The sequence below is a fragment of the Erwinia sp. B116 genome (genome assembly GCF_002865965.1).
Lineage (GTDB): Bacteria > Pseudomonadota > Gammaproteobacteria > Enterobacterales > Enterobacteriaceae > Erwinia.
On sequence record NZ_JRZZ01000004.1, the window covers coordinates 26424 to 52565 of the forward strand.

At 58.9% G+C, this 26142-nt stretch carries 27 protein-coding genes and 1 pseudogene; 22 read left to right on the plus strand and 6 right to left on the minus strand.

The genetic code is table 11. The features are described 5' to 3' along the window. Positions 1-128: 128 nt before the first annotated feature. The 6 genes from ppdD (at position 129) to yacG (ending at position 5091) form a co-directional block, all read left to right on the plus strand. A complete protein-coding gene (gene ppdD / locus NV64_RS04325) occupies positions 129-575 on the plus strand; it encodes a prepilin peptidase-dependent pilin (protein ID WP_101505400.1) in 447 nt (148 codons plus the stop codon). Further along, positions 572-1975: a type II secretion system protein GspE gene (gspE, locus tag NV64_RS04330; protein WP_101505401.1), complete on the plus strand. Its 1404-nt coding sequence runs from the start codon at positions 572-574 to the stop codon at positions 1973-1975. The genes ppdD and gspE (NV64_RS04330) overlap by 4 nt, the downstream gene beginning before the upstream one ends. Positions 1976-2118: 143 nt before the next feature. Continuing rightward, the gene (gene hofC / locus NV64_RS04335; RefSeq protein WP_101505402.1) at positions 2119-3318 is read left to right on the plus strand and encodes a protein transport protein HofC; all 1200 of its coding nucleotides are present in this window, start codon (positions 2119-2121) and stop codon (positions 3316-3318) included. Between the two features lie 199 nt (positions 3319-3517). Beyond that, the gene (gene coaE / locus NV64_RS04340) at positions 3518-4129 is read left to right on the plus strand and encodes a dephospho-CoA kinase (protein WP_056236090.1); all 612 of its coding nucleotides are present in this window, start codon (positions 3518-3520) and stop codon (positions 4127-4129) included. Between the two features lie 4 nt (positions 4130-4133). Then, positions 4134-4877, plus strand: a complete 744-nt coding sequence (zapD, locus tag NV64_RS04345) for a cell division protein ZapD (RefSeq protein ID WP_056236088.1) — start codon at positions 4134-4136, stop codon at positions 4875-4877. Between the two features lie 10 nt (positions 4878-4887). Beyond that, entirely contained in the window at positions 4888-5091 is a 204-nt protein-coding gene (gene yacG / locus NV64_RS04350) for a DNA gyrase inhibitor YacG (protein ID WP_101505403.1), read from the plus strand. Positions 5092-5124: 33 nt separating this feature from the next. Here the strand turns inward: yacG and mutT are convergent, their stop codons facing one another. Beyond that, entirely contained in the window at positions 5125-5517 is a 393-nt protein-coding gene (mutT, locus tag NV64_RS04355) for an 8-oxo-dGTP diphosphatase MutT (protein WP_056236081.1), read from the minus strand. A gap of 234 nt (positions 5518-5751) precedes the next feature. On the opposite strand from mutT, the gene NV64_RS04360 reads away from it, so the two are divergent. The 15 genes from NV64_RS04360 to gbpA all read left to right on the plus strand — a co-directional run bounded on the left by NV64_RS04360 (position 5752) and on the right by gbpA (position 19447). Beyond that, positions 5752-6261: a cytochrome b gene (locus NV64_RS04360; RefSeq protein WP_056236079.1), complete on the plus strand. Its 510-nt coding sequence runs from the start codon at positions 5752-5754 to the stop codon at positions 6259-6261. Positions 6262-6512: 251 nt separating this feature from the next. Beyond that, complete coding sequence (locus NV64_RS04365; protein WP_056236076.1) at positions 6513-7055, plus strand: hypothetical protein; 543 nt, start codon at positions 6513-6515, stop codon at positions 7053-7055. After that, complete coding sequence (locus NV64_RS04370; protein ID WP_082502337.1) at positions 7052-7585, plus strand: type II secretion system protein N; 534 nt, start codon at positions 7052-7054, stop codon at positions 7583-7585. The genes NV64_RS04365 and NV64_RS04370 overlap by 4 nt, the downstream gene beginning before the upstream one ends. A gap of 23 nt (positions 7586-7608) precedes the next feature. After that, positions 7609-9549: a type II secretion system secretin GspD gene (gene gspD / locus NV64_RS04375; RefSeq protein ID WP_056236392.1), complete on the plus strand. Its 1941-nt coding sequence runs from the start codon at positions 7609-7611 to the stop codon at positions 9547-9549. Then, entirely contained in the window at positions 9546-11000 is a 1455-nt protein-coding gene (gspE, locus tag NV64_RS04380; protein ID WP_056236070.1) for a type II secretion system ATPase GspE, read from the plus strand. The genes gspD and gspE (NV64_RS04380) overlap by 4 nt, the downstream gene beginning before the upstream one ends. Before the next feature lies 1 nt (position 11001). Beyond that, complete coding sequence (gspF, locus tag NV64_RS04385; protein WP_056236068.1) at positions 11002-12207, plus strand: type II secretion system inner membrane protein GspF; 1206 nt, start codon at positions 11002-11004, stop codon at positions 12205-12207. 6 nt (positions 12208-12213) lie between these two features. Then, positions 12214-12681, plus strand: coding sequence for a type II secretion system major pseudopilin GspG (gspG, locus tag NV64_RS04390; RefSeq protein ID WP_056236065.1), 468 nt, complete (start codon positions 12214-12216; stop codon positions 12679-12681). Further along, entirely contained in the window at positions 12681-13169 is a 489-nt protein-coding gene (gene gspH, locus NV64_RS04395; protein ID WP_056236061.1) for a type II secretion system minor pseudopilin GspH, read from the plus strand. The genes gspG and gspH overlap by 1 nt, the downstream gene beginning before the upstream one ends. After that, on the plus strand, positions 13166-13528 hold the full coding sequence (gene gspI, locus NV64_RS04400) for a type II secretion system minor pseudopilin GspI (protein ID WP_056236057.1): 363 nt from the start codon (positions 13166-13168) through the stop codon (positions 13526-13528). Before gspH ends, gspI begins: the two co-directional genes overlap by 4 nt. Beyond that, entirely contained in the window at positions 13525-14091 is a 567-nt protein-coding gene (gene gspJ / locus NV64_RS04405) for a type II secretion system minor pseudopilin GspJ (protein WP_101505404.1), read from the plus strand. Before gspI ends, gspJ begins: the two co-directional genes overlap by 4 nt. Further along, positions 14088-15104, plus strand: a complete 1017-nt coding sequence (locus NV64_RS04410; protein ID WP_101505405.1) for a type II secretion system protein GspK — start codon at positions 14088-14090, stop codon at positions 15102-15104. The genes gspJ and NV64_RS04410 overlap by 4 nt, the downstream gene beginning before the upstream one ends. Positions 15105-15108: 4 nt before the next feature. Continuing rightward, a complete protein-coding gene (gspL, locus tag NV64_RS04415) occupies positions 15109-16182 on the plus strand; it encodes a type II secretion system protein GspL (protein WP_056236048.1) in 1074 nt (357 codons plus the stop codon). Beyond that, positions 16179-16649 carry a type II secretion system protein GspM gene (gene gspM, locus NV64_RS04420; protein WP_101505406.1) on the plus strand — a complete coding sequence of 157 codons (471 nt, stop codon included), beginning with the start codon at positions 16179-16181 and terminating at the stop codon, positions 16647-16649. The genes gspL and gspM overlap by 4 nt, the downstream gene beginning before the upstream one ends. After that, complete coding sequence (locus tag NV64_RS04425) at positions 16642-17430, plus strand: A24 family peptidase (protein WP_101505407.1); 789 nt, start codon at positions 16642-16644, stop codon at positions 17428-17430. The genes gspM and NV64_RS04425 overlap by 8 nt, the downstream gene beginning before the upstream one ends. A 505-nt stretch (positions 17431-17935) precedes the next feature. After that, a complete protein-coding gene (gene gbpA / locus NV64_RS04430) occupies positions 17936-19447 on the plus strand; it encodes an N-acetylglucosamine-binding protein GbpA (RefSeq protein WP_101505408.1) in 1512 nt (503 codons plus the stop codon). A 174-nt stretch (positions 19448-19621) separates the two neighbouring features. Here gbpA and NV64_RS04435 read toward each other — a convergent pair. The 3 genes and pseudogenes from NV64_RS04435 to secM all read right to left on the minus strand — a co-directional run. Continuing rightward, positions 19622-19899: pseudogene (locus NV64_RS04435) on the minus strand (transposase); the annotation flags it as partial. A gap of 131 nt (positions 19900-20030) precedes the next feature. Continuing rightward, positions 20031-22736, minus strand: a complete 2706-nt coding sequence (gene secA, locus NV64_RS04440; RefSeq protein WP_056236036.1) for a preprotein translocase subunit SecA — start codon at positions 22734-22736, stop codon at positions 20031-20033. Positions 22737-22808: 72 nt separating this feature from the next. Further along, positions 22809-23312 carry a secA translation cis-regulator SecM gene (gene secM, locus NV64_RS04445; RefSeq protein ID WP_101505409.1) on the minus strand — a complete coding sequence of 168 codons (504 nt, stop codon included), beginning with the start codon at positions 23310-23312 and terminating at the stop codon, positions 22809-22811. Between the two features lie 21 nt (positions 23313-23333). On the opposite strand from secM, the gene NV64_RS04450 reads away from it, so the two are divergent. Continuing rightward, positions 23334-23843 carry a DUF721 domain-containing protein gene (locus NV64_RS04450; protein WP_101505410.1) on the plus strand — a complete coding sequence of 170 codons (510 nt, stop codon included), beginning with the start codon at positions 23334-23336 and terminating at the stop codon, positions 23841-23843. 54 nt (positions 23844-23897) lie between these two features. On the opposite strand, the gene lpxC is transcribed toward NV64_RS04450, so the two are convergent. Together lpxC and ftsZ are read right to left on the minus strand one after the other, a co-directional pair. After that, positions 23898-24815: a UDP-3-O-acyl-N-acetylglucosamine deacetylase gene (gene lpxC, locus NV64_RS04455; protein ID WP_056236391.1), complete on the minus strand. Its 918-nt coding sequence runs from the start codon at positions 24813-24815 to the stop codon at positions 23898-23900. Positions 24816-24918: 103 nt separating this feature from the next. Beyond that, on the minus strand, positions 24919-26073 hold the full coding sequence (gene ftsZ / locus NV64_RS04460; RefSeq protein WP_056236026.1) for a cell division protein FtsZ: 1155 nt from the start codon (positions 26071-26073) through the stop codon (positions 24919-24921). Between the last annotated feature and the right edge of the window lie 69 nt (positions 26074-26142).

The following is a 26142-nucleotide window of genomic DNA, read 5'->3' on the forward strand; positions in this document are numbered from 1 at the left end:
CTATGAGAGTGAAAGCTGCAAGCTACAAATTCTGTTTGCGCAGCGCCTCTGAACCCCGCAACCGGCCGCTGGCTGCCCCCTTTTCCCGGCGCTATGGTGCCCTTCTGTTAACCACAAGGAGGTTTACCATGCGTCTGCAACAGGGCTTTACCCTGATTGAACTGATGATCGTCATCGCGATCGTCGCCATTCTCAGCGCCATCGGGCTGCCCGCTTATCAGGGCTATCTGCAGAAGGCGGCGCTGACCGATATGCTGCAAACCGCGATGCCGTATAAAACCGCCGTTGAGCTGTGCGCCATTGAGCACGGCGGTGCCGGCAGCTGCAGCGCCGGGACCAACGGTGTTCCGGCCGCGCGCACTTCCCGCTACGTGTCACAGCTGACCGTGGTGGCAGGTACCCTGCTGCTGACCGGCCAGGAGAACCTGCAGGGCCTGAGCGTTACGCTGAAACCGCAGTGGCACAGCGAAGACGGCATGCTCAGCTGGCAGCGCAGCTGCGCCAGCGACAACGCCAGCCTGAAAGAGGCCTGCCAGGCGCTGTTCCGCTTCGATGACGTGGAGGAGAAACCATGAGCCCCGCCACCCGTCGCGCCGTTGAATCGATCTGCCAGCGCTATCAGGCGGTAATCGTCGAGTGTACCCCGCAGCGGCTGCATATCGCGCTGGCCGAAACGCCCTCGAACGAGATGATGACCGCACTGCGCTTCGCCACTAACTGCGCGATTGAAGTGGAGTGCTGGCCGCAGGCCCGGCTGGAGCAGTTTATCCAGCGGGAAGCTCCCGCCGCCCGCCACGTGGCAAAAGAGCAGCATCAGGAGCACGACGGCGGTACCGTGGATAAGGTCAACGCGCTGCTGCAGATGGCGTTACAGAAACGCGCTTCCGACGTGCATATTGAACCGCAGGAGAGCGGCGTGCGCATCCGCCTGCGGGTGGACGGCGTGCTGCAGCCGTTGCCGGGCAGCGGCAACGCCGGCAGCGCGCCGCTGATCGCCCGGCTGAAGATCCTCGCCAGCCTCGATATTGCCGAACGCCGGGTGCCACAGGACGGGCAGTTCTCGCTGCAGATGAATGAGGCCACCGCGTCGTTTCGGCTGTCGACGCTGCCCACCCGCTTCGGTGAGAAAGCGGTGGTGCGGCTGCTGCAGAGCGACGCGCAGGCGATCTCGCTGGACAAGCTGGGGATGCCTGCGCCGTTGCTGAAGCGCTACCGCGAGGCGCTGTCCCGGCCGCAGGGGCTGATTCTGGTCACCGGCCCCACCGGCAGCGGCAAGACCTTTACCCTTTACAGCGGGCTGAGCTGGCTGAATATCGCCTCGCGCAACCTGTGCAGCGTGGAAGATCCGATTGAGATCCCACTGGCCGGCGTCAACCAGACCCAGATCCACCCCAAAGCGGGGCTGGATTTTCACCGGGTGCTGCGATCGCTGCTGCGCCAGGATCCGGACGTGATCATGATCGGCGAGATCCGCGACGGCGAAACCGCCGAGATCGCGGTGAAGGCCGCGCAGACCGGCCACCTGGTGCTCTCCACCCTGCACACCAACTCCACCACCGAAACGCTGGTGCGTCTGGGGCAGATGGGGGTGCCCGGTTACCTGCTGGCCTCGGCGCTGAAGCTGGTGATCGCCCAGCGGCTGCTGCGGCGGCTCTGCCCGCACTGCCGCCAGCCGGCGGAGGCCACCGGGCATTTCCCCGCGCATATCTGGCCGGGGACGGTGCAGAACTGGCGGGCGGTGGGCTGCGAGCGCTGTTTTTCCGGCTACTACGGCCGGCTGGCGCTGTTTGAGCTGCTGCCGGTCAGCGGGCGACTGCAGAACGCGCTGGCGCAAAACGCCAGCCCGGAGACGCTGGCGGAAATTGCCCGCCAGCAGGGTATGAACACGCTGTTTACCGAAGGGCTGCACTGCGTCAACCGCGGCGACACCACGCTGGAGGAGCTGACCCGGGTGGCGGGAAACGGAGGAGAATAGATGGCTTTCATGCGGCTAAAAACCTGCGGGCATCCTGTTAAACCTACCTTTACTGCATACACCGGCTGCACCTGGCCAGCCCTGCCCGTATCGGTAAGCGGCGCAAAACAGGCCGCGTCGGCCTGGTCTGCAGGGCTGTTGCGATGATCCCGCGCATGCTGTTCCGCTGGCAGGCGCTGGATGCGGCAGGTGCCCTGCACCAGGGGGCTGTTTTTGCCGCCAGCGCGGTTGAGGTGACCGAACGGCTGGCCGCTGCCGGGCAGCTGCCGCTGCATATTTCGCGTGGCCGCCGTTACCGCAGCGGCAGCTGGCGCTGGCAGCAGAAAACGGCGTTTATCCGCCAGCTGGCGACGCTGCTGAAGGCCGGTATGCCGCTGGCGGGCGGGCTGCTGCTGCTGGCGGAGGGGCACCCGGAAGCGGGCTGGCAGGCGTTGCTGCGGCAGCTGGAACAGCGTATCAGCAGCGGTACCCCCTTCTCTGAGGCGCTGGAAGCCTGGCCTGACGTATTCCCGCCGCTCTATCCGGCGCTGATCCGCATCGGCGAACTGACCGGGGAGCTGGATGCCTGCTGCCTGCAGCTGGCAGAACAGCAGGAACGCCAGCAGCAGCTGCAGCAGAAGGTTAAGAAAGCGCTGCGCTACCCGCTGCTGGTGCTGGCCGTGGCGCTGCTGGTCACCGGCGGCATGCTGCTGTTTGTACTGCCGGAGTTTGTGGCGATCTACCGTACCTTTAACGCGCCGCTGCCGCCGTTTACCGCTGCGGTGATCGCCCTCTCCGGCCTGCTCAGCCGCCAGGCCCCGCTGCTGGTGGGCCTGACGCTGGCCTGCGGGCTGGCCTGGCGCTGGCAGCGGCGGCGATCGCCCCCGTGGCGCAGGGGCGAGCAGCGGCTGCTGCTGCGGCTGCCGCTGGTTTCACCGCTGTGGCGCGGCAGCCAGCTCAGCCAGATCTTCACCACTCTGGCGCTCACCCAGCACGCCGGGCTGACGTTGCTCGACAGCCTGCAGGCGGTGGAAAAAACGCTGCGCGCCGGCCTGTGGCGTGAGGCGGTTCAGCAACTGCAACAGCATATTGCCGAAGGTCACCCCCTGCATCAGGCGTTGCGGGGGCATACGCTGTTTACGCCGCTCTGCTGCCAGCTGATTAAGGTGGGTGAAGAGTCCGGTTCGCTGGATGCGCTGCTGGCACGGCTGGCCAGCTGGCATGAAACCCGCTCCCACCAGCTGGCCGATGCGCTGGCGGCGGCGCTGGAGCCGCTGATGATGCTGGTGACCGGCGCTATCGTCGGCACTCTGGTAGTGGCGATGTATCTGCCGGTGTTCAACCTGGGCGACGCGCTGGGGTAAAAGGCTGCCTGTCAGAATGTTACAAATGCCGCCAAAAACGCGCCGCCAGGACTGCGAAAATTTAACGAATTACGCTACAATCGGCTAAATCTTTCTGTAACCCTGTCCTGTGATGTGTGCCCCGATTTTGCTGACGTCCGCACGGAAATCCCCTGTTAACGCCGCACGCAGCCCTTCGCAGGACGACGGGAGGTAACCTGTGCGCTATATCGTGGCGCTGACCGGCGGCATCGGCAGCGGAAAAAGTACCGTCGCCAACGCCTTTGCGGCGCTGGGCATTGATATTGTCGATGCCGACATCATTGCACGCCAGGTCGTTGAGCCCGGCCAGCCGGCGCTGGCCGCTATCCATGCGCGCTTCGGCGATGCGATCCTGCTGGCCGACGGCGGACTAAACCGCGCCGTTCTGCGACAGAAAATCTTCAGTTCGCCAGAGGATAAACGCTGGATTAACAATCTTTTACATCCACTGATTCACGCGGAGACGCAGCGCCAGTTAGCATTAGCGCGTTCAGCCTGGTGCCTGTGGGTGGTGCCGCTGCTGGTTGAGAACCATCTGCAGCATCTGGCCAGCCGGGTCCTGGTGGTTGACGTGGACAGAGAAACTCAGCTATCCCGCACTATGGCGCGCGACGGCATTGGCCGGCAACAGGCCGAAAATATTCTGGCTGCCCAGGCAACGCGCGAAGCGCGCCTGGCGGTGGCCGACGACATTATTGATAACGGTGCCTCACCGGATGCGGTGAAAGAGCACGTTGCCGAACTAAACCAGCGCTATCTGGCGCTGGCGGCGGCAAGCGATCGGGATTAACAGCATGAGCACAACGGTTCTTTTTGAGTACCCTTTAAACGAAAAAATGCGCACCTGGCTGCGCATTGAGTTTTTACTCGCCCAGCTGGTCGCCAGCCAGCAGGTTACCGACCATCTGAGCGCGCTGACCTTCTTCCGCAACGCGGCCGAGCTGCTGGACGTGTTTGAGCGCGGCGAGCTGCGTACCGATATTGTGAAAGAGCTGGACCGTCAGCAGCAGAAGCTGCAGCAGTGGACGGACGTTCCCGGCGTCGATCTCAGCCGGATTGACGGGCTGCGCCAGGATCTGAAAAGCCGGGCCACCGCGCTGATGGCGGCACCGCGCATTGGCCAGCAGCTGCGCGAAGACCGGCTGATTAGCCTGGTGCGCCAGCGCTTAAGCATTCCGGGCGGTTGCTGCAGCTTCGATCTGCCGACGCTGCACATCTGGCTGCACGTCGACCAGCAGGTTCGCGATGAACAGGTGGCGCGCTGGATGACCTCTCTGGCGCCAATCCGTGAGGCGCTGACGCTGATTCTGGATCTGATCCGTCAGTCCGGCAGCTTCCGCAACCACACCAGTCTGAACGGTTTTTTCCAGGATAACGCCGAAGGTGCCGATCTGCTGCGCCTGCAGCTGCAGCTGGAAGATTCACTGTACCCGCAGGTTTCCGGCCATAAGAGCCGCTACGCGATCCGCTTTATGCCGCTGGACAGCGAGCGCGGCGAAGTGCCCGCGCGGCTCGATTTTGACCTGGCCTGCTGTTAAGGAGCAAAGAATGAGTGATGTTACGACGGTAAACTGCCCGACCTGCCAGAAGCCGGTAATCTGGAATGAACAAAGCCGCTGGCGTCCGTTTTGCAGCAAGCGCTGCCAGCTGATCGACCTCGGCGAATGGGCGGCGGAAGAGAAGCGCATTGCCAGCAGCGGCGATCTTAACGAAAGCGAAGACTGGAGCGAGCAGGAAGGGTTTCGAGACTGACTCTGCAGGCCGCCTGGCGCGGCCTGTTTTCGGCTACATACCGCGCTGCAGGCGCGCAATGACCTCAGCGTTGGCCGGTGAAAACTCGGCGGCGTCCAGCTCACTCTGTGCTACCCAGCGCTGCGGCTGCCCTTCCCGGCCGTACGGCTCGCCCTGCCACTGCTCCACCAGGAAGAAGTGCAGCGTCACGTGCCGGTCATTAAAACTGTGTTCGACGGTGGTGTAGGGCTGATAGCCCGTGACCTCAATACCGACTTCTTCATTCAGCTCACGCTTCAGCGCCTCGCCGGCGCTTTCACCCGGCTCCAGCTTACCGCCGGCGAACTCCCATTTGTTTGCCATATGTGAATCAGCAGCACGTTGGGTCAAAAAAATACGCTGTTGTGCATCGCGGATAATCCCCACCGCGACCTGTAACTGTTTCATTATTTTCACTCGATTAAGACCAGTAGGCGAATCTACCATTCTCTCCTCTGGCGATGCAACAGGCCGCCGGGCCGCGCGTGCAGACAACGGATTAATCCCTGTGCCAGTAGCCAATTCACTTATCACTATTAAAATAAGAGAAAATAAGTCAATCATATTTGGCAAGCGGCAGATAAAAAAATAGAGTGAGCTCGAATAATTAATCACACTCAATTTTTATATCAGGAACAGATCATGGATAAGAAATATAGTCTGCCGCGAATTTACCTACACTGGCTGTCAGCCATTGTGATCGTCTGGGCAACTATCAGCGGTTTTTACATTCCTCTGGGCAGGCCGTCGGCCGCCACCGCAGAACTGATCGGGTTTATCAACGTCTCGCTCACCACCTGTTTTATTCCGTTCTTTATCCTGCGTATTATCTTCTGCCTGAAGCATAAGGACCCGGCGGTCGCCCCGGCACAGCGCAAAACGCATAAAATAGCCAAAGCCGTACATCTTATTCTCTACACCAACATCAGCGTAGTGCTGGTCACCGGCGTTCTGATGATGGAGCGCAGTATTAATGTATTCAATCTTTTCAGTATTCCGGCACCCTTAACCGACCCGCAGTTGACGCATTTCTTCCACAGCGTGCATATGGCTTCCTGCACCTCGCTGGCACTGCTGGTCATCATGCATATTCTTGCGGTGATCAAACACCAGCTGGCAGGCCATGGCATCATGCGCAGAATGCTGCCCTGACCATCAACCGCCAATACACTGACAGGGCACGACAGAGTGTATGACAGGTGTTAATGCTGGGAAAAAGGGATCCCCGATGTTTAACTCCTTTTTAATTCATTAAAAATGACAGAAAAACCAAAAATAAAACCCTTCAAAAACATCATGATAGATATTTTAAGGCATTTCACATGCTGGCCATTACCTTGCAGACTGACTGACACCAAATTAGCATCTACAGCCCGAAAAGACACACGGAAAAAGGATAAAAGATGCTGAGCGTCGAAGAGTGCATGGAATTACTCGATGTAGAAACTCTGTGCTTTGAAGAATTTATGGTTATTGATTGCAACATGAACACCATGGCGATCCCTTCAATGGGAATCACCCTCGATCTGAATGAGTCACAGAAAAGGCTGTTAATATGCCTGATCAAGAAAGTGAATGCCAAGCGCGAAATCATTAATATCGTCTGGTATGAAAACCATCAGCGGATCAGTGATAACAATTATCACCAGCTGACCTTCCAGTTGCGCTCGCTATTTCAGCGTAATGGGCTACCGGCAAACCTGCTGGTTACCATACCCTATTACGGTCTTAAGCTTAATGAAAACCTGTGGCGAACGGTGGTGAGGGATAGTCATTCTGATGTCGCGAAAGATGAAAAAAAAAATTACGCTGGCAAAGAAACGCCCCAGCAGGAAGAAAATAAAGAACAGCCTGTAGAGAAAAAAACGCGTCCCGGTGATACGCCACCTTACATTTTCATGTTTTCTTTCTTCATGCTGTCTCTGGCCGTTTACTGGTTTAAATGATGTTAAGCAAAAGGCATTTATCGCTCTCTGTGCTTTCGGCTAACTGGCAGCTTTTCATGCTGGTTGCCTTGGGCATCATTATGTTGTGCTGCGCACTGTTTCTGGCTGAGCGATCGGTGCACCTGCATTTTAATACGCCCTTCGCCACCCCGGAAGCATTCCACCTGCCGGAACAGAACCAGGATTATTCAGGTGATGTAGAAAAAATACAGCATTTATTTCAACCCGATGACCCGACGCCGGGCGGCGGTGACGACAGGTGGCTCCGCCGCGACGATGCGCTGATGAGCAGCGACGATGCCCGTCTGTTCAATGCCCCCGCCAGCAACCTGCCAGTGCAGGTTACCGGCATTATCAGTTCAAGTCTGCCACAGCGCTCGCTACTGATTGTACAAAGCAACAGCAGGCAATACAGCCTGAGCCCGGGCGACCCGCTGCCGGAAAGCGGCGCAGAGCTTATCCGCATTTTCCCTGACCGGGCCATCATCCACTACCAGGGAAAATACGCCTCGCTAAAGATGGCGGACTAACCAGGACGTTATGAGTGTACATCATGCAACTATTCTCTTTGCCCGGCTGGCGACATGCCCGCCGAGCGCCGCGCGTTGCGGCCGTTACTCTGGCGCTGCTGCTGGCGGCTAATGCACAGGCCGAAGGACTGAAAGCCAGTTTTCAGCACACCGACATTAATGAGTTTATCAATACGGTCAGCAAAAACCTCAGTAAAACCATCATTATCGATCCCGCCGTACGCGGGCAGATCAGCGTGCGCAGCTACGATGAGCTGGACAACGAGCAGTATTATCAGTTTTTCCTCAGCGTGCTGGAAGTTTATGGTTTTGCCGCCATTGAGATGAAAAATGGCGTCACGAAAGTGATCCCGTCTAAAAATGCCAAAGGTTCCGCCGTCCCCTTTATTGCCGGACAGCAGGGCGATGCCGGTGATGAACTGGTGACCCGGGTAGTACAGCTGCAGTACGTCACCGCCAAAGAACTGGCCCCGCTGCTGCGCCAGCTAAACGACAGCAGCGCGGGCGGCGTGGTGCATTTTGATCCGAGCAATGCGCTGCTGATGACCGGACGTGCTGCGGTGGTCAGGCAGCTGATGGCGATTGTAGAGAGCGTCGATCTGCCCGCCGATAACAGCCTGGAAAACGTGCCGCTGAAACATGCCTCTGCCAGCCAGGTGGCGGAGATCCTCAACGGCATTTCCCGGCCGAACGGCCAGCAGCAGGATAAACACGCTGCCAGAGCCGTCGCGGATCCGCGCACCAACACGCTGTTAATTAGCGGTAGCGAGCAGGCACGCCAGTCGCTGCGTGATACCGCGCTGTCACTGGATGCTGAAGAACAGCACCGCAGCAACTCCAGGGTATTTTACCTGCAGCATGCTAAAGCCGAAAACCTGGTGGAAGTGCTGACCGGGGTCAGCACCAACCTGCAGAACAAGACGGACGGTAAATCACCGACGGTCAGCATGATTCAGGACATTGTGGTGAAAGCCGATGCGCACACCAACTCACTGATCGTCAATGCACCACCCGATGTGATGAGCGAACTGCAGGAGATCATCACCCGGCTGGATATCAGCCGTTCTCAGGTGCTGGTGGAAGCCATTATCGTGGAGATGCAGGATGCCGATGGCATGGCGCTGGGCGTGCAGTGGTTTAATAAATTTGGCGGTGGCACGCAGTTTACCAATACACACGTACCGATTGGCGGCCTGAATCCGGGGGGGTTCGCTAAGGCAATGAAAGGCGTGAACGGCCTGGCCGCCGGCTTCTACCGCGGTAACTGGGCCGGGCTGTTTACCGCGCTGCAAACCAACAGCCAGAACAATATCCTCGCCACGCCGAGTATCGTTACCCTCGACAATATGGAAGCCGAATTCACCGTAGGCCAGAACGTCCCCGTGCTCAGCGGCAGCCAGACCACCTCCGGCGATCATATTTTCAACAGCGTCGAACGCAAGGACGTCGGCATCAAGCTGAAGGTTAAGCCGCAAATTAATCAGGGTGAATCGGTGATGATGGAGATTGAACAGGAGGTCTCCAGCGTAAGCGAAGGCAGCGGCGACGATAAATTAGGCGCAACCTTCAATACCCGTCTGGTGAAAAATGCGGTGCTGGTCGGCAGCGGCCATACGGTGGTGGTTGGCGGGCTGCTGGACAGCAGCAACAGCAACAGCCAAAGCAGCGTGCCCTTCCTTGGCCGTATCCCGCTGCTGGGCAAATTATTCAGCTCTGACAGCGACAAGCGCAGCAAGCGCAACCTGATGCTGTTTATTCGTCCGACCATTATTCGCCAGCAGGAGAACTTCGACCGCACCAGCGACCAGCAGCTGGCGAAATTCCGTCATGAAGAAGCGAAAGTCCGCCCGGACAGTCTGGCAGACAGCGCGCTGAACGATCGGCTATCGGCGAGCCTTAACAACCAGGCGTTGAAAGAGATACGTGCCAGCATCGCTGATTTTTATGCCGCGGAGCAGCCATGATGCCGCAGCCGTTTCCGTACAGCTGGGTACAGCAGCATCAGGTGGTGGCCGATACTGCCGCCACGCCAGCGCAGATTGGTTATCGCCAGGAGAGCGCACTCACCGCCGTGCTGGAAGCCCTGCGCGTGCTGCCGGAAGCCAGCCTGCAGCTGTTAACCGCAGAAGCCTTCGCGCAGCAGGTGCTGCAGATCTACCAGCAGAATACGCAGTCTCGTGAGATTGCCGACACGCTGAGCGACGAATTCGACCTGCACCAGCTGGTCGATACGCTGCCGCAGGATAACGATCTGCTCGACAGCGACGACGGTGCACCGGTGATCCGCCTGATTAACGCCATCCTCAGCGAGGCGATTAAGGAGGGGGCCTCCGATGTGCATATTGAGCCGTTTGAGAAACGACTGAATATCCGCTTCCGCATCGACGGCATGCTGCGCCCGGTCCTGTCACCGCCGCCGCAGCTCAGCCGCTTTTTGCTGTCGCGCATTAAGGTGATGGCCCGGCTGGATATCGCCGAGAAACGCATTCCACAGGATGGCCGTATTTCGCTGCGTCTCGGCGGCAGAAGCGTCGACGTGCGCGTCTCCACCCTGCCTTCAAACTACGGCGAACGCATCGTGCTGCGCGTGCTGGACAAGCAGAGCGTCAAGCTGACGCTGGCGGATATCGGCATGACCGGTGAGATCTGTACGGCGCTGAGTAAGCTGCTCAGTTCGCCGCACGGCATTCTGCTGGTCACCGGGCCAACCGGCTCGGGAAAAAGCACCACCTTATACGCCGCGCTGCGCCAGGTGTGGAGCGAAGAGAAAAACATTATGACCATTGAAGATCCGGTGGAGTACGAACTGGACGGCATCGGTCAGACACAGGTCAACAGCAAGGTCGATATGACCTTCTCGCGCGGCCTGCGGGCCATTCTGCGTCAGGACCCCGACGTGGTGATGATCGGTGAAATCCGTGACAGCGAGACGGCACAGATCGCCGTGCAGGCCTCGCTGACCGGCCACCTGGTGCTCTCAACGCTGCACACCAACAGCGCGCCCGGCGCCATCGAGCGCCTGCAGGATATGGGCGTGGAGCCCTTTCTGCTGGCCAGTTCGCTGCAGGGCGTGCTGGCACAGCGGCTGGTGCGCAAGCTCTGCCGCCACTGCCGCCAGCCACGGGCCATCAATGCGGCCGAGTATCCGCTGCTGAGCCAGGTAATGAACGCCACCGACAGCGGGCTGTATGCCGCCAGCGGCTGCGAGCAGTGCCACCACACCGGCTACCGCGGGCGCACCGGCATTCATGAACTGCTGGTGCTGGACGACGCGCTGCGCCAGGCCCTGAGCTGCGGGCAGAAAACGCTGCCGCTGCCGCACTACACCACGCTAAAGCAGGATGGCCTGCGCAAGGCGCTGGACGGCATCACCACGCTGGAAGAAGTGCTGCGCGTCAGCCAGGAAGGTAGCTGAGATGCGTTTTCACTACCGCGCCGTCAACGCACAGGGCGTGCGCCAGCGCGGCGAAATCGACGCGGACAGCCCGCGCGATGCGCGCCAGCAGCTGCGAGATAAACAGCTGACGCCGCTGGTGCTGAAACCCACCGATTCTGCGCTGTCGTCACGCTTTTCCCGCCAGCGTAAGCCGTTCTCCGGCAACGAACTGGTATTGCTGGTACGCCAGCTGGCCACCCTGACCGCTGCCCGGCTGCCGCTGCCGCAGGCGCTGCAGGCGCTGGCAACCCAGAGCGAAAAACCGGCGCAGCGGGCACTGCTCAACCATCTGCGACAGGCGCTGCTGGAAGGGGCGTCACTGGCCGAGGCGGTGGCGCTTTACCCACGAATTTTCACCCCGCTGTACCGGGCGATGATTGCTGCGGGCGAAGCCTCCGGCAATCTGCCCCGGGTGCTGGAGCAGCTGGCCGACTACTGCGAAAAAGCCCATCAGCTGAAGAGCAAGCTGACCCAGGCGATGATCTATCCGCTGCTGCTGACCACGGTAGCGATCGGCGTGGTGGCGATTCTGCTCACCGCCGTGGTGCCCAAAGTGGTGGAGCAGTTTTCTCATATGCAGCAGGCGCTGCCGCTCTCTACGCGCCTGCTGATGACCCTCAGCGACGTGACCCGCGCAGTCGGGCTGCCGCTGCTGGCGGGCGGTTTGCTGCTGATGCTGCTGCTCCGGCTGGCAGTGCGCCACCCGCTGCGCCGCCTGCGCTGGCACCGCCTGCAGCTTCGGCTGCCGCTGCTGGGCCGCATCATGCTGGATCTGAATATGGCGCGTTACGCCCGCACGCTGAGCATTCTGACCAACAGCGCGGTGCCGCTGCTGGAAAGTATGCAGATCGCTGCCACGGTGCTGAACAACGACTATATCCGTCAGCAGTTGCAGGAGGCAGGTCAGCGGGTGCGTGAAGGCAGCGCCTTTACCCAGGCGCTGGAACAGACCCACCTGCTGTCGCCGATGATGCGCCATATGATCGCCAGCGGCGAGCAGAGCGGTGAGCTGGACAGCATGCTGACCCGCGCCGCAGAGATGCAGGATCGGGCGTTTATCGGCCAGATGACGCTGGCGGTCAGCCTGTTTGAACCCCTGCTGGTGGTGGTGATGGCTGGCGTGGTGCTGTTTATCGTCCTTGCCATCCTGCAGCCGATTTTACAACTTAACAACCTGGTAGGTTAATACGTGATGAAAAACCCAAAACAGACACACCCCTCTTCACTTTCCCGGCAACAGCGGGGTTTTACCCTGCTGGAGATCATGGTGGTGATCGTGATCCTCGGTATTCTCGCCAGCCTGGTGATCCCCAGCCTGATGGGCAATAAAGACCGCGCCGACCGGCAGAAAGCGGTCAGCGATATCGTCACGCTGGAGAACGCGCTGGATATGTACAAGCTGGATAACGGCCGCTACCCCACCAGCGCACAGGGACTGCAGGCGCTGGTCCGCGAGCCACAGCTGGCCCCACAGCCGCGCAACTATCGCAGCGATGGCTATATCCGCCGCCTGCCTGAAGATCCGTGGGGCAACCCCTATCAGCTGCTCAGCCCCGGCGAGCATGGTGCCGTTGACGTGTTCTCCGCCGGGCCGGACGGCGAACCCGGCACCGACGATGACGTGACTAACTGGCAGCCGGAAGGGCAAGAGGAGGGCTAATGGCGCAGCGCGCAGCAGGCTTTACCCTGCTGGAGATCATGCTGGTGATGCTGTTGCTGGGGGTGGTTGCCGGGCTGATTGTCGCCACGCTGCCCTCGCAGGACGCCCGTCAGCAGGCCGGCAGGCTGGCCCTTACCCTGAATCATGCCGCCGGACAGGCGGCCACAGAAGGCCAGTTTTTACGCCTTGAAGTCAGAAGCGACGGCTGGCAGCTGCAGCGGCTGGCGCAGGGAGCGGGTCAGCATGCCGCCTTTCTGCCCGGCTATCACTGGCAGCCGCTCAGCCACAGGCTGAGCCATTTCAGGCTGCCGCAGACCATCCGTCTGCGGCTGCTGCATCAAGGCCGCCCGCTGAAGCTGCCTGCCACACTGCTGTTTTCACCCGATGGCGATACGCCCGCGCTGACGTTTGAACTGCAGGCGCAGGATGCTGCGTCACGATTTATCACCTGGCATAACGGCCGGGCATCAGAGGAGCTGAATGAATGAACTGTCGTGGCATGACGCTACTGGAGGTACTGGTCGCGATGGCGCTGCTGGCAATTGCCGGGCTGGCGCTGCTGCGAACCAGCAGCGGGCAACTGCACCACCTGGGACATCTGGAGCACCAGCAGCTGGCGTATCAGGTGGCCGATTATCAGTTGAAACGCCTGCAGCTGGATGCGCAGTGGCCCGCAGAAAACTGGCATAACGGCGATATGACCATGGCCGGCGAGCAGTGGTTCTGGCGCTGGCGCGGGGTCAGTACCGCCGATCCGCAGATCCGCGCTCTGGAGGTGGAAGTACGACTTAACCGTCAGGCTCCCCAGGCACTGGCCCGGCTGCACGGCTGGCGAAGCCGGCCATGAGGCGCATTCAGCAAGGCTTTACCCTGCTGGAGATGATGGTAGCCCTGGCCATCTTCTCGGTGGTCGGTCTGGTCGGCTATCAGCTGTTGCAGGGGATGCTGCGCAACGGTGAACAGCTGAAGGAGCACAGCTCGCGCCTGAACGATGAGGTGCGGATTATTGCCCTGCTCAGCCGCGATCTGGCACAGGCTGCGATCCCGGCACATCCGGCGCAGGTGCCTGCCGGTGACGTCCCCTTTTTCACCAGTAATCACGATGAAGAACGGCTGCGTCTGACCCGCCGCAACTGGCTGAATCCGCTGCAGACGCAGCGTTCCTCACTGCAGCGTGTTGCCTGGCGTTTTTCTGCCGGGACGCTGACGCGGGTCAGTCTCAGCGACGGGCAGACAGGCGCACAGTTCAGCGGGATCAGCTCGCTGCAGCTGCGCTTCTGGGCCGGCGGCAGCTGGCATACCGACTGGCCCGCCACCCACAGCCTGCCGGAGGCGATCGAAGTGACGCTGACGATGCAGCCCTGGGGTGAGTTCAAACATATCGCGCTGCTACAGGAAAACCACGGATGAACAAACGCCAGCGGGGAATGGCCGTACTCACCGTGCTGCTGCTGATTGCACTGATGACGCTGCTGGCGGTGACCGCGCAGGATCGCTTTCAGCAGGCGCTGCACGGGGCATACAGCGGACGCTTTATGCTGCAATCCGCCTGGTCGCTGCGCGGGGCGGAAGAGTGGCTGTTGCTGCAACCCCCGCCGCCCAGCGCGCAGCAGCCGCAGCAACTACAGCTTGAGGATAGTGTGATCCACTACCAGTGGCGCGATCGTCAGGCCTGCTTCAACCTCAACGCGCTGGGCCGTAAAAGCAACGCCGCTCCGGCAAACGGCCTGAACAACAGCGCAGCCGCTACCGTATTGCAGCATGCAGGCGGCGCACAGAGAGAGGACAAGTCCACGGCGGGTTCAGGTAATCCTGTCACGCCTGCGGTGCCGGGCAACGAGCTGAACAGCACGGCGCACTCCTCCGTTGATTCGCCGCTGACGGCAGCACAGCGCCTGTTTATCCGCCTGCTCCGGGAACTTGACGTACTGCCCGACAAAGCACGGCAACTGACGCTGGCGCTGAGCGCGCAACTGCACAAGGGGGCGTTTATTGAACCCAGCCAGCTGCGCGACCCGGCCAGCAGCATCGACGCCGCGCTTTGGGCCAGGCTGGCTCCGCTGGTCTGTACCCTGCCCTCTGACAGCCTGCGGATCAATATTAACGGACTGACCGAAGAGCAACTGCCGCTGTTTACCGCCCTGTTTGACGGTGCACTGTCTGCGGCCCAGGCTGGCGAGTTGCTGAGCCGGCGCCCCCCGGCGGGCTGGAAGACGCTGACCGCCATGCTGGCTGCCTCCGGGCAGAACAATGCAGCAGATAATCCGGCCCTGCTGCTGAGCACCGTGGACACCAAAAGCACGGCCTGGGAGCTGCTGATGTGGACCGGAGAAGCGCAATACAGCAACAGTCTGCGTAGCCGGTTACTCCTGCGCGACAAGCGTCTTCATGTTTCTGACCGACTTTATGGACTAAGCGATTAAAAAAATGGATAAGTCCCGCTCTAAAGACCCGCGGCCGCTGGTTATTCACTGTACCAGCCACGATCCCAGGTGCTTCACCTGGTATTACCGGGAGGTGGATGGCCGCCTGCACAGCGGCGATCAGCACACCCCGCTACCCGTCGCCGTTTCCGGCACGGTGCTGCTGCTGCCCGCCAGTCAGATTATTTTTCACCAGGCCACGTTACGCCATATCACGCCGCAGACGCTGAGCTGGCAGCTGGAAAACCAGGCGCTGAGCGAACCGGAGATGCTGCACACCGTGGTGCTGCAGCAGGAAGGTGAGCAGGTTCATCTGGCTGCCGTTGACCGCCAGTGGCTGCATCAGCTGCTGGCTCACCTGCGCAGCCGGGGAATTGCAGTGACCCGTGCCCTGCCCGATGCGCTGGTGCCGGGTGAACACCAGGCGCTGAGGCTGGGCGATCGCTGGCTGATCCGCCATCATCGCTGGCAGGGCATCAGCCTGAATGAACAACAGCTGGCCCCGTTACAGCTGCACGCACCGCTGCTGGCCACCCTGGTGGCCGACAGCGGGCAGCAGGCAGCTGACGGGCCGGCGTCGGCCGGGCAGCTGTATCAGCTGGCGTGCCAGCAGCGGATCAATCTGCTGCAGGGTGAATTTGCCGTCCGGCTGCCGCTGCGCCCTGCCGGTACCTTCGCGCTGGCCTGCGCACTGTGCAGCGTCCTGCTGCTGCTGATCCCGCCGCTGTGGTCCGGCTGGCAGGCCGGCACCCAGCTGAAACAGGCCGGGCGGCAAAGCCTGGCGCTGTACCAACGCTATTTCCCGGACGAAAAGCCGGCACGACCGGCGGCACGCATGACGGAACGGCTGAATGCCCTCAGCGCGGCACCCGCTGCAGACGGACCGCTGCGGCTGCTGGCCGACGCTGCGACCACGCTCGCAACGCTGCAAGATAATCCGCTGCAAACGCTGCGCTGGGATGAAAAGCAGCAGCAGCTTCATTTAAGCTTTGCCAGAACGCTGCCCGCTGCGTTAAGCGACGATGCGCTAATGATACAGATTCAGGAGAACATCATGACCATTGGCAGGAAACCATGAGCAAAAGCCTGCAAAAGATTTTGTCCCGCCCGCCGCGTGAACGCGGGTTGTTGCTTCTGCTCGCCGCTGTTGCCTTACTGGCCCTGCTGTGGCTCAGCTTACAGGCTGCCCGGCACTATCAGCTTGACGCCCGGCAGCAGGCCCGGCGTGCGCAGACTGAGCTGGCCGGAATGCAACAGCAGGTCGCGGCGCTGGAGCCGCTGCTGGCACGCCAGCAGCGCCAGCGCAGCCCGGGCTGGCAGGATGAGGTACTGGCGCTGGCAGCAGAACAGGGGCTGCCCCTGACGGTGGCCGGATGCGATGCCCGCCAGCTGCTGTTCAGCCCGGGCACCACTGACCTGCCGCGCCTGAGCCGCTGGCTGCAGCAGCTGGAGCAGGAGTATTACGTACGCGCCGTGCGGCTGCAGCTGGAAAACGGACCAGAAGGCATCACCCTGGTTCAGCTGGTACTGCAGCGCCATGAATGAGATCTTCCTGCCGATCGCCCTGCTGGGTGCCTGTGCGGGCAGCCTGATGAATATGGTGGTGTGGCGGCTGCCGCGCATGGTGCTGCAACAGGAGGGGCCGGAATTTAGCCTGTGGCTGCCAGCATCACACTGCCCACGCTGCCGCGTAGCCCTCGCCTGGTACGACAATCTGCCGCTGCTCAGCTGGCTGTGGCTGCGCGGTCGCAGCCGCTGCTGCGGGCAGCAGATTGGCCTGCGCTATCTGCTGATCGAACTGGCCTGCGTGCTGCTGAGCCTGCTGATGGCCTGGGTTTTTCCCGCAGATGGACGGCTGGCCGCCGCACTGTTACTGGGCTGGTTTTTACTCGCGCTGTCGCTGATTGACCGCGATCACCAGCTGCTGCCGGATGCGCTGACGCTGCCGCTGCTGTGGCTGGGGATAGTCTGCCAGCTGGCGGGCTGGCTGCCTGATATCACGCTTGAACAAAGCGTGACGGGAGCGATGGCCGGTTATCTCTCGCTTTGGCTGCTGGCAACCAGCTACCGGCTGCTGCGAGGTAAGGAAGCGCTGGGAATGGGCGATGCCAAGCTGCTGGCCGCGCTGGGTGCCTGGCTGGGCTGGCAGCCGTTGCCGCTGCTGCTGCTGCTGGCTTCTGCCAGCGGTATTGTCTGGCTGGCTTGTTCACACCTGCTGAGCCGTCGCTCGTTCAATGCACCGCTGCCCTTTGGCCCCTGCCTCGCGGCGGCGGGCGGGTTGCTGTTTATTGCAGAAAATAGCGATCTGCTGCCCTTCTCCCTCTGAAACCATACCTTCCGCTGACACAACGCCCGCCAGGGGCGTTGAGTTCAGCCTGCTGTACCAGACCCGTTATGCCGTTAACCCTGTCACTCTGCCGGCGTGCATCCACTGCTGTGGCCAGGCCACTGGCTGGCTGAAGTTATCCCGGTAGCTGCGTGACAAAAAGCGGGTGGATATGGCAGGCGGTGTAATCGAACCCTGCTTCCGTGACGTCTGAACAGTACTTTCGCTCTTCTCGCCCAAACGTCTTCCATTGCATGATTCCAGATAATATCCCTTATCCTGCTTTAAGCAGGCATTAATACCCCTGTCGAGCCAATAACGTTTGACGACAGCCATTGATTAAGCCTCTCCCACCTGGAAAAAAGCATTAAAAACCTCACCATGGGAATAATTAAGACACTGATAAAAAACAACTAATTTAGAAATCACCCTGAATAAAGACTCTAAGTTTTGTTAAGTATCCCTTTTAGCAAGGTACTGATTATTCTGGTCCGGCAAATTAGCGATGCATCTCGTAAAAGCGCAGATGCTTTTTATTTTCATTATCTTACAGAGAATGTTTTTTATTATGAAACTCAGTAAAGTTGCTCTGGCGGTCTCCGCTCTTCTGATCAGTGGCAGTGCGCTGGCACACGGTTACATCAGCAATCCACCTTCCCGTGACTATATGTGTAAGCTGAACAACGATCAGTCCTGTGGTGGCGTAATCAATGAGCCACAGAGCGTGGGCGAGTCTGAAAAAGGCTTCCCTAAGCCAGGCACGCCACCAGACGGTCAGCTGCCAAGCGGTGGAAAATACCTGGGGCAACCACTCGATGTGCAGACGCCTGTTCGCTGGGAAAAAAACAGCATGCACGCGGGTAAAAATAACTTCACCTGGACTTTTACCGCTGAACATAACACGACAGACTTTAAATATTTCATCACGAAACCAGACTGGGATCAGTCCAGTCCGTTAACCCGTGACTCCTTTGAACTGACGCCATTCTGCGTAGTTCCGATGGGCGGTCAGCTGCCTAATGGCAAGCCAGGCCCGAATGGTACAGAGGTCACACATGAGTGTGACGTTCCCGAGCGTAGCGGCTACCAGGTTATTTACGCCAGCTGGGAAGTGGATAACACCGCCATGAGCTTCTACAAAACCATCGACGCAGACTTTGGTAATGAAGTGCCGTCCATCTGGGAAAAAGACATCGGAAAAATTCAGGCTAATAAAGATCTGTACGCTGGTGACTACGTCGATGCCCGCTTCTTTGGTAAAAACCTGGGATTAAACGATCAAACCATCAGACTGAAAATTAACACCGATGCCGAAGGCAAGAAAGAGGTGTGGGCAAAAGCACTGGCAGAGTTAATTAACGCAACGTATCCGGATGAGATTCGTGCAGGCGTTAAAAACAGCAAGGGTGAAGTAAATCCGATCGCCGGCGTTAACCATATCTTCGTGAAGAAAGGTAGCAGGGTCACCAGCGCTCAGGTCTCTCCACATTCTGAGCATAAGGATCCTGCTTCAATTGAGCTGAGCAATATCAAGGACAGCTACCAGCTTGATGATGGCGCAGCAAACGTGACACTTGATGTCACTGCGACAGGAAAACTGGCGGTCAACGCTCAGGTGTTCGATAAGGACGGTAACCAGGTTGGGCTGGGTTCTGCCATTATCACCGACGGTACTGCAAGTGTGACTGCTAAAGTGCTTAACGCTTCGGCAGGCATGCACAAGCTGGTAGTACTGGCGACGGAAGAAGGTAAATCAACCGTTATTCAGAAAGAGCAGGATATCATGCTCAAAGCACCTGTCTCCGGTGACGTTGATTTTGAGTTCCCTGATGGCCTGGGTAAATACAAATCCGGTACCAAAGTGCTGCAGCCGAAAAATAATACCGTGTACGAATGTAAGCCTGGTGCCGTTGGCGGCTGGTGTAACATCTATTCCGCCAGTGCAAACCACTACGAGCCGGGTATCGGTTCAAACTGGCAGGACGCCTGGAATGAAGTCGGTCCGGTGAAGAAGTAACCTCCCCCTCACCAGATTAAGTTAATCTATATGGCAGCCCTCACCGGCTGCCTTTTTTTATTTCCTGACGCGCTGGTTTGAGATAATGACTACTTTTAAGCGCTCGATATCACTTCCTCGACCTGCGCACAGTAACAGATACAACCATCAGTTAGTGGTATCGGTTTGTTTACCTTAAGATTTTCCGTTTCGCCGGGCTGCTGCAAATTCTGATGGCGTATGATATTTCAGGGCTGAAAGGTGACTGCGTTCATTACAGTCCTGCCGCCAGTCATTAATGATTTTCCTGGCGTGAATGATATCGATGAACCAGCACTCATTCAGACATTCATCATGAGAGCCTCGATCAAGGCTCTCAATAACCCCGTTCTGTGTTGGTTTTCCCGGCTGAATAATCCCCAGCTCATACCATGTTCAAAGGCCCACTTGCCCAGGACGCGGCAGGTAAACTCAGACCACCGCTGGAGAGTGCATCCATGAAAAAACCCATTGGCCAGGTCAGGTTGGGTTGTCGCCAGACGCAGCACCAATAAAAAAAGGGCCGGATTTTCATCCGGCCCTGCTTTAGCACACGCTGAGGAGATTAGCTCAGACGGCCGTGGCACTGCTTATATTTCTTACCGGAACCACACGGGCACAGGTCGTTACGGCCGACCTTGCGTTCACCGGTCTGCGCGGCCAGCGCCTGCGCTTCCTCGGTTGCATCGTCAACGTGGCTCAGGTGCTGCTGCTGCGCCAGACGCTCGGCTTCCTGGCGGCGCTGCTCTTCCATCTGCTCCACCTCTTCCGGCATACGCACCTGTACCTTGCTCAGGGTGCTGACCACTTCATACTTCAGTGATTCCAGCATCGCGGCGAACATGGCGAAGGATTCACGCTTGTACTCCTGCTTCGGATCCTTCTGCGCATAGCCGCGCAGGTGGATACCCTGGCGCAAGTAGTCCATCGCCGCCAGGTGCTCTTTCCACAGCGAATCCAGCGTCTGCAGCATCACGCCTTTTTCGAAGTTGCGCATCATCTCGGTGCCGACAACCTCTTCTTTGCGCAAGTACTGCGCCTTGGCTTCATCCATGATGCGCTCGCGCAGCGTCTCTTCATGCAATTCCGGCTCTTTCTCCAGCCATTCACCGATCGGCAGGTCGAGATCGAAATCGTTTTTCAGGCGCTCCTGCAGGCCCGGCACATCCCACATCTCTTCCAGCGACTCTGGTGGAATCGAACCGTCGATGGTGGCTTTGAAGACATCTTCGCGAATGCTGCTGATGGTTTCAGAGACGTCCGACACGTCCAGCAGCTCGTTACGCTGGGTGTAGATAGCGCGGCGCTGGTCGTTAGCCACGTCATCATACTCCAGCAGCTGCTTACGAATATCGAAGTTGCGGCTCTCCACCTTGCGCTGCGCGTTGGCAATCGCCTTGGTCACCCACGGGTGCTCAATCGCTTCGCCCGGCTTCATGCCCAGCTTACGCATCATGTTGGAGACGCGGTCCGAGGCAAAGATACGCATCAGCGCATCTTCCATCGACAGGTAGAAGCGGGATGAACCCTGGTCACCCTGACGGCCGGAGCGGCCGCGCAGCTGGTTATCGATGCGGCGCGACTCATGGCGCTCGGTACCGATAATGTGCAGGCCGCCGGAGGCCAGTACCGCTTCATGGCGTACTTTCCACGCGCTCTTGATCGCTTCAATCTGCTCGGCGGTGGGGTCGGTCAGGTCGGCAATCTCTGCCTGCCAGCTGCCGCCCAGCACGATATCGGTACCACGACCGGCCATGTTGGTGGCGATGGTGACCGCACCCGGCTGACCGGCCTGCGCCACGATATCCGCTTCGCGGGCGTGGAACTTGGCGTTCAGCACTTCATGTTTGATGCCGGCGCGGGTCAGTTCGTTGGACACCACTTCCGATTTTTCAATCGAGATGGTACCGACCAGGATCGGCTGACCGTTGGCGGAACGTTCACGGATGTCTTCGATAATCGCTCCGATCTTCTCCAGCTCGGTCATATAGACCAGGTCCGGCAAATCTTTACGCTGCATCGGGCGGTTGGTCGGCACCACAATGGTATCCAGCTTGTAGATTGAGCTGAATTCAAAGGCTTCGGTGTCGGCGGTACCGGTCATACCGGCCAGTTTATTATACAGGCGGAAGTAGTTCTGGAAGGTGATCGAGGCCAGCGTCTGGTTCTCGTTCTGGATATCCACACCCTCTTTGGCTTCCACCGCCTGATGCAGGCCGTCAGACCAGCGGCGGCCCTGCATGGTACGGCCGGTGTGTTCATCAACGATGATCACTTCGCCGTCTTTGACGATGTAGTCTACGTCGCGGGTGAACAGCACGTGGGCGCGCAGCGCGGCGGTCACGTGATGCATCATCATAATGTTGCCCGGCGAGTAGAGCGACTCGCCCTCTTCCATGATGCCTTCGCTGACCATCAGCCCTTCAATCGCCACCAGACCGCGCTCGGTCAGGTGCACCTGGCGTGATTTCTCATCCACCGAGAAGTGGCCTTCGCCCTGGAAGCTGTCGGAGTCTTCTTTTTCCTGACGGATCAGGTTAGGGATAATCTTGTTAACCTTGATATACAGCTCGGAGCTGTCTTCCGCCGGGCCGGAGATGATCAGCGGGGTACGCGCTTCATCGATAAGAATGGAGTCAACCTCATCCACCAGCGCATAGTTCAGCTTGCGCTGTACGCGCTCTTCCGGGCTGAACGCCATGTTATCGCGCAGGTAGTCGAAGCCGTATTCGTTGTTAGTACCATAGGTAATATCAGCAGCGTAGGCGGCACGTTTGGCCGGTGCCGGCATGCCCGGCAGGTTGATGCCGACGCTCAGGCCAAGGAACTCGAACAGCGGACGGTTGTTTTCGGCGTCACGCTGGGCCAGATAGTCGTTGACCGTCACCACGTGCACGCCTTTGCCGCTCAGGGCATTCAGGTAGGCAGGCAGGGTAGCGGTCAGGGTTTTACCTTCACCGGTGCGCATTTCGGCGATGCAACGGTCGTTCAGTACCATACCGCCCAGCAGCTGCACGTCGAAGTGGCGCATGCCGAACACGCGTTTACTGGCTTCGCGCACGGTGGCGAAGGCTTCCGGGATCAGGCTCTCCAGCGATTCGCCTTTCTCCAGGCGGGCACGGAATTCGTTGGTTTTAGCCTGCAGCTCTTCATCCGTCAGCCTGACGAAATCCGGCTCCATCTTGCCGATCTGCTCAACTACTTTGCGCATACGGCGCAGGGTACGGTCATTGCTGCTGCCAAAGACTTTGGTCAATAATTTGCTAATCATAATAGATAGATTCTCTCTGCCATCGCGATGTGCGACGGTCACTCAAAAGGGGTTAACGATCGTTTGGGTGAGTTAAACCAGAGAAGCAGGTCCGGCACGGATGCCGCGAACCTGCGCCAGCCAGAGGCCGGGATGATGCAGAGAGGAAACGGAGACTTCGCGCTCGGCGGTACGACGGATAATCACCGGCGGCCGCGCTTCGTGGGTCAGTAAGGCGTTTAAGGTATCCAGCAGCGCCAGCTTGTGGGCTTCCAGCGGCCGTTCAGCAACGGTGGCCGGAGAAACCGACGGCGTCAGCGTAAACGAGAGGTGGCGGATTACCGTGCGGATCGCGTGCTGGTGCCAGTAATCAACGTTAAAGCTGGGGCGGCGGACGCTCTCCTGCAGCAGCGCCAGATGGTGGCTGCGCGCCACGCTGCTGATATTCAGGCTGCGCGACGAGGTTTCTGATAAAGTAGTGTGGTCGTGTGCGGACGCCTGCGGCAGGCCGAGACTGGCCGCGACCATCCCCAGCAGGAGATGTGGCCAGAAGTAACGTCTGCCAAATTGTCGCCAACGACTCAGAATACCGATCACTGTGTTCCGCCGGAGCTAACTATGCGTGATAGTCGCCCACAATCAATTGAAAGTTTTTTCGATCTCGCCCAGGAGCAGAGCGTGTTGCAACATGTGCAGCAGCGTGCCATCGCCCTGAATAAGCTGAATCGCGCCGTTCAGGGGGTTCTGCCCGCTCAGCTGCACCCATGGTGCCGCGTGGCCAACTTCCGTCAGGGGATTCTGGTGATCGAAACGGCTAATGCCAGCTGGCTGATGCGCTTACGCTATGAACAGGCCAGTCTGTTATCAGCTTTACGTGCGCAAATATTACCATCATTGACGGCAATCGACATCAGGATTAATCCGTCGCTGGCCTCAAAAGGGCTTAAAACCGTGCAAGAAAACAGCGCTCAGGCGACTACCGAAGAAAAACCGGTGCTGAGAAAGATGACGGAGCAGAGTGCGGAAAGTTTGCGTGCGGTGGCCAGTAACAGCCCGGAAAAACTGAAGAAGATTTTAGAACGACTGGCCTCGCTGGCCGGAGAGAGTACCCGCTCAACCAGTCGTTAATTTACCCGTTGACCACACAGCCTGTGTCAGTCACCAGATACTACCGGTTCTGGCTTAGGCCAGAACCAGGTTAGGTGCCTTGAACGTCACCGGAAGTTCAGCTTCGTCTTCGAACGTTGCCCATTCCCAGGCTTCCTGCTTCGCCAGAACCGCCTGCAGCAGTTTATTGTTCAGCGCATGGCCAGACTTAAACGCCGTCAGTGCACCGATAATGTTGTGGCCGCACATATACAGGTCGCCAACGGCGTCGAGCATTTTGTGGCGCACGAACTCATCTTCGAAGCGTAAGCCGTCTTCGTTCAGCACGCGGTAGTCATCGACCACGATGGCACAGTCAAAGCTGCCACCCAGGCACAGACCACGCGACTGCAGCGCTTCAATGTCGCGCATAAAACCGAAAGTACGAGCACGGCTGAGCTGGCGCGTAAAGGCTTCGGCAGAGAAGTCCATACGGTAGCGCTGGGTGCTGGCGTCGATCGCAGGATGGTTAAAATCAATGGTGAAATCCAGTGAGAAACCATTATGCGGGGTCAGTTCAGCCCATTTGTCGCCATCTTCAACCCGGACAGGTTGTTTGATGCGCACAAATTTCTTCGCGCTGTTCAGCTCTTCGATGCCGGCATCCATCAGCAGATAGATAAAGGGCGCGGCGCTGCCATCCATAATCGGGATTTCAGGCGCGTTAACTTCCACCACAATATTATCGATGCCGAGTGCTGCCAGAGCGGCGTTCAGGTGTTCGACTGTCGAAATACGCACGTCATGCTCATTGACCAGGCAAGTACAGAGCATGGTATCACGCACGGATTTGGCATCAGCCGGGAAATCAACCGGTGGATTCAAGTCAGTGCGACGATAGATGACCCCGGTGTTAGCCGGCGCAGGGCGTAACGTCAGCGTGACTTTTTTGCCGGTGTGTAAACCGACGCCGGTCGTCTGAACAATACGTTTTAATGTCCGTTGTTTGATCATCGCATTATCTCGCAAAAAAATTACCATCCGACCACCAGTTTAGCTTACTGGCGGGCGAACAGTTTAGCACAAAGAGTGCAAATTCCCTACTATCAGGAAATTCTTAGTCCGCCTGCTTGCGCAGGAAGGCCGGAATATCCAGATAATCAGGCTCTTTGTTAGTCTGGGTAGCAGAGTCGTTGACCACTTTGGCCGCCGGGTTCTGTTCCTGCGGCAGCGGTGCCATACCGTGCTGCTGGTAACGGCGATCCATGGTCGGCTGTGCAGACTGCTTGTTGGTGACCAGGGTAATTTCTGGACGTTTGTCCATGCCGATGCCGGTTGCCACCACGGTGACGCGCAGTTCATCATTCATTTCCGGATCCAGTGAAGTACCAATCACCACGGTCGCGTTATCCGATGCAAAGGCACGGATGGTGTTACCCACGGTTTCGAACTCATCCAGACGCAGGTCGAAGCCGGCGGTGATGTTGACCAGTACGCCACGCGCGCCGGAAAGGTCGATATCTTCCAGCAGCGGGCTGGAGATCGCCATTTCAGCGGCTTCTTCCGCACGGTCTTCACCGCAGGCGACCCCGGAGCCCATCATCGCGTAGCCCATTTCGGACATCACGGTGCGCACGTCAGCAAAGTCGACGTTCATCAGACCCGGACGGGTAATCAGCTCGGCGATACCCTGCACCGCGCCCTTCAGCACGTCGTTGGCCGCGCCAAAAGCGTCCAGCAGTGAAATACCACGGCCCAGCACCTTCAGCAGCTTGTCATTGGGGATGGTGATCAGTGAGTCAACGTGCTTGGACAGCTCGGCGATCCCCTGTTCAGCAAACGCCATGCGCTTTTTGCCTTCGAAGTTGAACGGCTTGGTCACCACCGCGACGGTCAGAATACCGAGCTCTTTAGCCACCTCAGCCACGACCGGAGCTGCACCAGTACCGGTGCCGCCACCCATACCTGCGGCGATAAACACCATGTCCGCGCCATCCAGCGCCTGACGCAGTGCTTCACGATCTTCTTCAGCCGAGTTACGGCCCACTTCCGGGTTGGCACCGGCACCCAGACCTTTGGTAATCCCGTTACCGATCTGAATGGTCTGGCCAACGGCCGTTTTACGCAGTGCCTGAGCGTCGGTGTTTACGGCGAAGAACTCTACGCCTTCAATACGTTCACGCACCATATGCTCTACGGCATTACCGCCGCCGCCGCCGACGCCGATGACTTTAATCACCGCGTCATTGGTTAATTCCATTGGTTCAAACATAATTTCTCTCCGTTTATGTGCCTGTACGCCTGGAGATCACGCATTGCTCTAGCATGATCGCCTTTAGTA